5 protein-coding genes are annotated in these 5,533 nt (G+C 66.8%); 2 read left to right on the top strand and 3 right to left on the bottom strand.

Going from position 1 to position 5,533, the window contains the following annotated elements:
* Positions 1-863: 863 nt before the first annotated feature.
* Both J7E89_RS35535 and J7E89_RS35530 read right to left on the bottom strand, forming a co-directional pair.
* Positions 864-1,907, bottom strand: coding sequence for an SPFH domain-containing protein (locus tag J7E89_RS35535; protein ID WP_214979887.1), 1,044 nt, complete (start codon positions 1,905-1,907; stop codon positions 864-866).
* 4 nt (positions 1,908-1,911) lie between these two features.
* Positions 1,912-2,343 (bottom strand): NfeD family protein, encoded by a 432-nt coding sequence (locus tag J7E89_RS35530; RefSeq protein ID WP_214979885.1) that lies wholly within the window; start codon positions 2,341-2,343, stop codon positions 1,912-1,914.
* Between the two features lie 430 nt (positions 2,344-2,773).
* On the opposite strand from J7E89_RS35530, the gene J7E89_RS35525 reads away from it, so the two are divergent.
* Complete coding sequence (locus tag J7E89_RS35525) at positions 2,774-2,986, top strand: hypothetical protein (protein ID WP_214979883.1); 213 nt, start codon at positions 2,774-2,776, stop codon at positions 2,984-2,986.
* 241 nt (positions 2,987-3,227) lie between these two features.
* The gene (locus tag J7E89_RS35520) at positions 3,228-3,791 is read left to right on the top strand and encodes a hypothetical protein (protein ID WP_214979881.1); all 564 of its coding nucleotides are present in this window, start codon (positions 3,228-3,230) and stop codon (positions 3,789-3,791) included.
* A 215-nt stretch (positions 3,792-4,006) separates the two neighbouring features.
* Here the strand turns inward: J7E89_RS35520 and J7E89_RS35515 are convergent, their stop codons facing one another.
* A complete protein-coding gene (locus J7E89_RS35515; protein WP_214979879.1) occupies positions 4,007-4,315 on the bottom strand; it encodes a hypothetical protein in 309 nt (102 codons plus the stop codon).
* Positions 4,316-5,533 lie beyond the last annotated feature (1,218 nt).

Here is a 5,533-nt window from a genome sequence, read left to right as displayed (position 1 = left end):
CCCAAGATCACCAACAGAGTCCCGGTATTGAGGCTAGCTAGGGTGAAGTCGGCTTCCGATCGGCCTGGGCATGACGCCGGCGCATACCCAGGACCGATGGCGGCGTCGTCCCGCTCGCCGTGGCCGCGGTGGTCGGTCCTTTTCAGCGCCAAGTAGCGGGGGCAGTGAACTCGGACAGCCGGACACAACCGCGGATGGAGCCGGAGAGACCGCCGGGGCTGCTGGGCACCACCAGGCAGGACTGCGGCGAGCGCCAGAACATCACGTCCTGGCCCATCCACAAACCCTCCGCTCTCCCCAGCTGACCGGCACAGCACCCCGTCCGGCCCGCCCAGCACTACCTGCGGCCGGACGGGGAATCTGCGCACGAATAGGCGCGCGGCCGTGCACATGCTGGTGCTCTTACGGGGCCGACGCCCTCGGCCGAGCCGTCGCTGCCCTCGGGCTGCTCGCCGACCGGGTCGCGGCCGTGGAGAGCGCCATCACGCGCGCCATGGACCCACGGCACCTGCTCAGCCGGCCGCCCGACACGCGGCCAGCGCGGACAGCGGCCCGGCCCGATGACACCTGCGTTGAGGCCAGGTGCGCCGGGAAGCCTGGTCGCAAAGGCCTCACCCGGCCCCGGAGCCGTTCCATGCCGCGCCTCCTTTCTGCGCGCAAGCCGCCGCACCGGATGCTCACCCTCGGACGCAGAAGACGCTCAGCCTTGGGCCGGCGGGCGGTACGGCTGCGTGGAGACCCTGTGGGCCGCTGCGGAGAAGGACACGCGGAAAGAAGCGCCGCGCGTGACTCTCGACCGCGAGGTCGATGCCGTGGAAGGTGCTGCCGGGCCGGGGACGTCGGGGCTGGAGCACCGGCGGTCGTCAGTGAGGCGGGCGGGAGGGCAGGGTTTCGGTGGAGGTGATGCCATCGGCCTTGGCAGCGTCGGCCAGGGCCTCGGCGGCGGCTTCCGCCGCCTGCGCCGTGTCGTTGGCGGCCTGGGCGGCCATGTCATCGTCCGACGGCTTCTCGCGGGTGGCGGGCGACGGGGGCAGCACCTCGCTGAAGGCTCGTGATACGCCTTGCAGTGCGGAGGTGATCTCGCTCGGGATCACCCAGAAGTTGTTTCCGGGACCTTGCGCGAGCTGGGGCAGTGCCTGGAGGTACTGGTAAGCGAGGAGCTTGGGGTCTGGGTCGTTGCGGTGCACGGCCTGGAACACCTCGTCAATGGCACGGGACTGCCCCTCGGCCTGCAGGATTGCGGCGGTTCGGTTGCCTTCCGCACGTAGAACGGCGGCCTGCTTGTCTCCTTCTGCGGTGAGAATCTGCGACTGGCGCTGCCCCTCGGCCCCGAGAATCGCGGCCCGCTTGTCCCGTTCCGCTCGCATCTGCTTTTGCATCGCGTCCTTGATGGACTGCGGGGGATCGATGGCCTTGATTTCCACTCGGTTGACTCGCAGCCCCCACTTTCCTGTGGCCTCGTCCAGCACCCCACGGAGCTGGCTGTTGATGGTGTCCCGTGAGGTGAGAGTTTTTTCCAGGTCCATGGAGCCAACGACATTGCGCAGGGTGGTAACGGTGAGCTGCTCGACGGCCTGGAGGAAGTTGGCGATCTCGTAGAAAGCCGCTCGTGGGTCGGTGACCTGGAAGTACAGGACGGTATCGATCTCGACGACGAGGTTGTCTTCGGTGATGACGGGCTGCGGTTTGAAGGAGACGACCTGTTCACGCAGGTCAATCACCGGGTGGACGCGGTCGATGTACGGGATGACAAGGCTGAGGCCGGGATTCAGCGTTCGGTGGTAGCGGCCGAGTCGCTCGACGTTACGAGCGCGTGCTTGGGGCACGATACGGACCGCCCGCACCACGGTGAAGATCGCGATGAGCGCGACGAGCAGGCCGGCGATGAGAGACGCGGAGACTTCCATGGCTTCAGTCCCGGGGGTAGACGAACGCGGTGGTGCCGCTGATCTTCATGACGTCGACGGTCGCTCCAGGTGCGATCACCAGCGTCTCGTCATAGCTGCGGGCCGTCCACTCCTCGCCCTCGATACGTACCCTGCCGCCCGTGGCCGTCACTTCCGAAATGACGTAGGCCGCCTTGCCGACCAGCGCGTCGATGCCAAACCGTGCCACCTGGGGCTGGAGCACGTGGCGCAGCGCAATCGGGCGCACGAACAGCACGGCGAGTGTGGCGATGATGGCGTACGCCAAGAACTGGAAGGGTAGTGGCAGCCCGATTGCGGCGAATCCGGAGGTGACCACTGCGGCCGCACTCAGCATCCCGAGCGCAGCAGTGAGTGTGAAGATCTCCGCCACAGCCAGGATGGCTGCGATGATCAACCAGATCAGCCATAGATCCATGACGCGCCCCTTGTTACCAGTGCGGGGAAGGGCTTGGGGTGCGCCGTTCAGCGATGAAGGCAGCCACGGCGCCTTTACCTTCACTTTACCTGAGCGGGGCAGATTTCATTCTGCGTCGCCAGGCTGTTTGACGTGCGGTCGCCGACCGGACGCGTCACGGTGGCGAGCCGCTCGGTCAGCGCGGACCATCACGTCCTCAACAGGCATCGCCGACTGCTTCGCTCAGCGCGCCGTCTTGGACCGCTTCTCGTTCGCTGTGCCGTTCCAGGTCCACTGGCTCAGCTGCGATCCCCTGGTCGCGTTCGAGGCACTTGCCGGAGGAGACGTTCCGCAGTTCGCGCGCGCATGCCTCGGTCGTACCACCACTTCTCGTCGCCGCGCCGTTGGACGTGTGCTGAACCCTGACTGGCCCATTGGCGAGGCTCGACGCGTGGCCCATGCAGGCCGGACGCCGCCCGCCAACCCGCCCGAACACCTCCATCCCGGCAACCCCGACTACTTGTGGAACGGCGCCTGGTTTCCTCCACCTGGGGGACCCCTGGACGTCACCCTGGTCGAGCCTGAGCTCGTCGCCGAAGTTGAAGCCGACACCGCCATCGACCGAGGCACCTGGCGCCACACCTCGGGACGAGGTTCGGACTGAAATCGAACAAAGCGCAAGGACGCCATGCGAAAGCTGGCCACGGCAAGCACGCCCGCCCCAAAGGCAAACACGCGGTCAGGACCGACCGCGCGCCGCGCAGGCCGGCTACACCATCGGTGCGATCTTCGGTATCCAGGGCTGCGGCATCTCCACGGCTCTGCCCCTCTGGTGCGAGAGCGATCCCTTCGGTAAGGAAGAGCAGTGACTTGATCGGTGACATGCAGGCACAGGAGGCCTCAAGGTGCGTGGAACTCCCGTCTGCCAGCGGAAGTTCAGGAGCGACGAGTTTTGGCTCGGGTGCCTGGTCATCGCCGGAATCAACGCGTCGTCGCTCTGGTTCACAGCACGGCAGGGCAAGGTCGAAGCAATCTCGCTGATGGAGCGGTCGGTGGTGAACGGGGGGATAGCGACCGTGATCACCGGAGTACTACTCGTACTCACGGGCACCCAGGCGCGTCTAGAGCCCAAAGCATTGCTTCTCAGGAACCGGCTGTCGGTAACCGCTGTACCCTTTGCGCTGATTCGGCGGCTGACCACGCACGACGGTCTGCGCGTCGAGCTGAAAGACGGCAGTACGGTAGCCGGCCACGTAGTGCCACGCTCCAACGGTGGCCGGTGGTCCGGATACCGAACCGCCCAGCGGATCCGGAGGGCGGTACAGCCCTATCTGACACCCACCGATTCCCCACCCGAGGGCATCCAAGTCCTCCACCACCGCCGGATCCCCATCCGATGGCTGCTGGGAACCGCAAGCTTGCACGTCACCTGGTACCTGCTGCTACGGCACGTCCTTGGCGGGGAGTGACCAGTTGATACGACGCAGGACGATGCTGGTTATTGGAGCAGCCAGGGCACGTGCTGCCGGATCCGGTGATCGGCTGCGAGTGTTGTGATCCCCTGATGGCGCGGGATGTCCTGGAGGACGTGTTGCTGTGGCTTCCCCGCAGTGCTCGGGAGGACCTTGGCAGGCTCATCGGCAGGCTCGATGCCGATTTCGACCGCCGGAAGGCCCCCCAGCCCTCACCTCATAGTGGCAAGCCCATGGGGCGCATGTGGGTGGTGGCGTCGTGGCAGCGCAAAGACACGCACGAGTTCGTCGATCTCGGGCAGGAGGGCGCCGGCGAGCTTGCCGCCGCCGCAGAGCCAGATGCCCAAGCCGGTGCCCTCCTCCAGCTTAAGCTCGCGGACGAGGGCGAGCGGGTCGCCGGGGACGACGGTGACAGCCGGGTCGATGTCGGGCTTGATCGTGCTGAAGACCACGTACTGGCGCAGGTACGTGTACGGAATGGTGATCTCGTTGTCGAAGGGGGCGGTAAGTGCCGAGGCCATGACGACGGTTCGAAGCGCCGGTTGGGTGCGTCGGCGACGCCGACGGCGGAGCGGTAGGCCCGCGACAGCGTCGGCGTGCTGCTGTAGGCATGTTGGGCTCAACGGTCCTCATACGCGCTGGGCTGTACACATGGTTAAGCCCCCGGCGGCTGCCAGGGGCTTGACCACCCAACCGATACGACACGGGGTGGACAGAGCCACTGGCCGATGTCGCAGCACTTACAGCCTCGGTCAGGGGGTGACCTTCGTAAACCGCAGCGGGGACACGGAAAAGCCCACGTGCAAGACCTGGCGTTGGGACGAAGGCGCCCGCACCCCCACCAAACCGCCGATTGCACCGGCCACCGGTGTCGTGGGAGCACCATCGCTGGCCCGCGCTCAGTCCCCGCCGGCGCCAAAGGCGGTGCGCCTCGTCCCGGCCGCTCGGCACAACCAGCCGGCAGCCGCGGCGATCCCTCGCTCCTCCCTGCCCGACAGCCTCTTCGCCTGCTGATGCGGCGCCCCGTCGTCACCCCGGCTCCGACGGATCGCGTAAACCTTTCTCCTGCCGCTGACCTGCGCGACTTCTGATCGCGGTCTCCCCGGCCGTTGCTACTCGACACAGACAGGGGAACCGGGCATGCCTCGTTGCAGCGAAGCCTGCCCACCGGCGCACGCCGCTGCGCAACTCCCGGCGGTTTCCCACCCCACAGCTTGCTGCGGGTCGGGGAAACCGCCGGAAGTTCGCGCTCCGGGGTACTGCCGCACTTACACCGCCGCCGCCAAGAAGGAGGTCGACCTCGGAAACCGGCGCATCACCGTCGGCGGCCATGGCCGCCCGCTCTACGACCTCACCCGCCGCGCTGTCCTGGACTTGACTACCACCGCAGCCGTTGGCCGAGCGCGGTCAACTCGCGTGGCACCTTCTGTTGGCCGACGGTGTGCTGACTCCACCACCGTTCTGCCTCGATGGCTACCGGAACTGCCTGGAGCGGTGCCGCGCGGTCACCCGCAGCTGCGCATCCTGTCCTGTGTCGAGCTAAAGAGCGGTGGCTCCATCCACGACCTGCGTTGCTGCAACCTCATCGACACCATCCGCTTCTTGCGTATCAACCGCAAGGACTGGGGCCAACTTTCCGCGCGGGCACAGCTCGCAGCATCCCTGCTTCAAAGCACCGCGCTGGTATGGAGGTTCACTCTCCCGGGTGGCGTCGGCGCTGTCCCTCCCCTCGTAGCGTG

The organism is Streptomyces sp. ISL-100, from assembly GCF_018614615.1.
GTDB lineage: Bacteria > Actinomycetota > Actinomycetes > Streptomycetales > Streptomycetaceae > Streptomyces.
This window is presented reverse-complemented; position numbering and strand designations above follow the sequence as displayed.

Bases quoted from the DNA above. Each gene is read 5' to 3' on its own strand.
- J7E89_RS35515 (WP_214979879.1), bottom strand. From the start codon at position 4,315: ATGGCCTCGGCACTTACCGCCCCCTTCGACAACGAGATCACCATTCCG.
- J7E89_RS35535 (WP_214979887.1), bottom strand. From the start codon at position 1,907: ATGGAAGTCTCCGCGTCTCTCATCGCCGGCCTGCTCGTCGCGCTCATC.
- J7E89_RS35530 (WP_214979885.1), bottom strand. From the start codon at position 2,343: ATGGATCTATGGCTGATCTGGTTGATCATCGCAGCCATCCTGGCTGTG.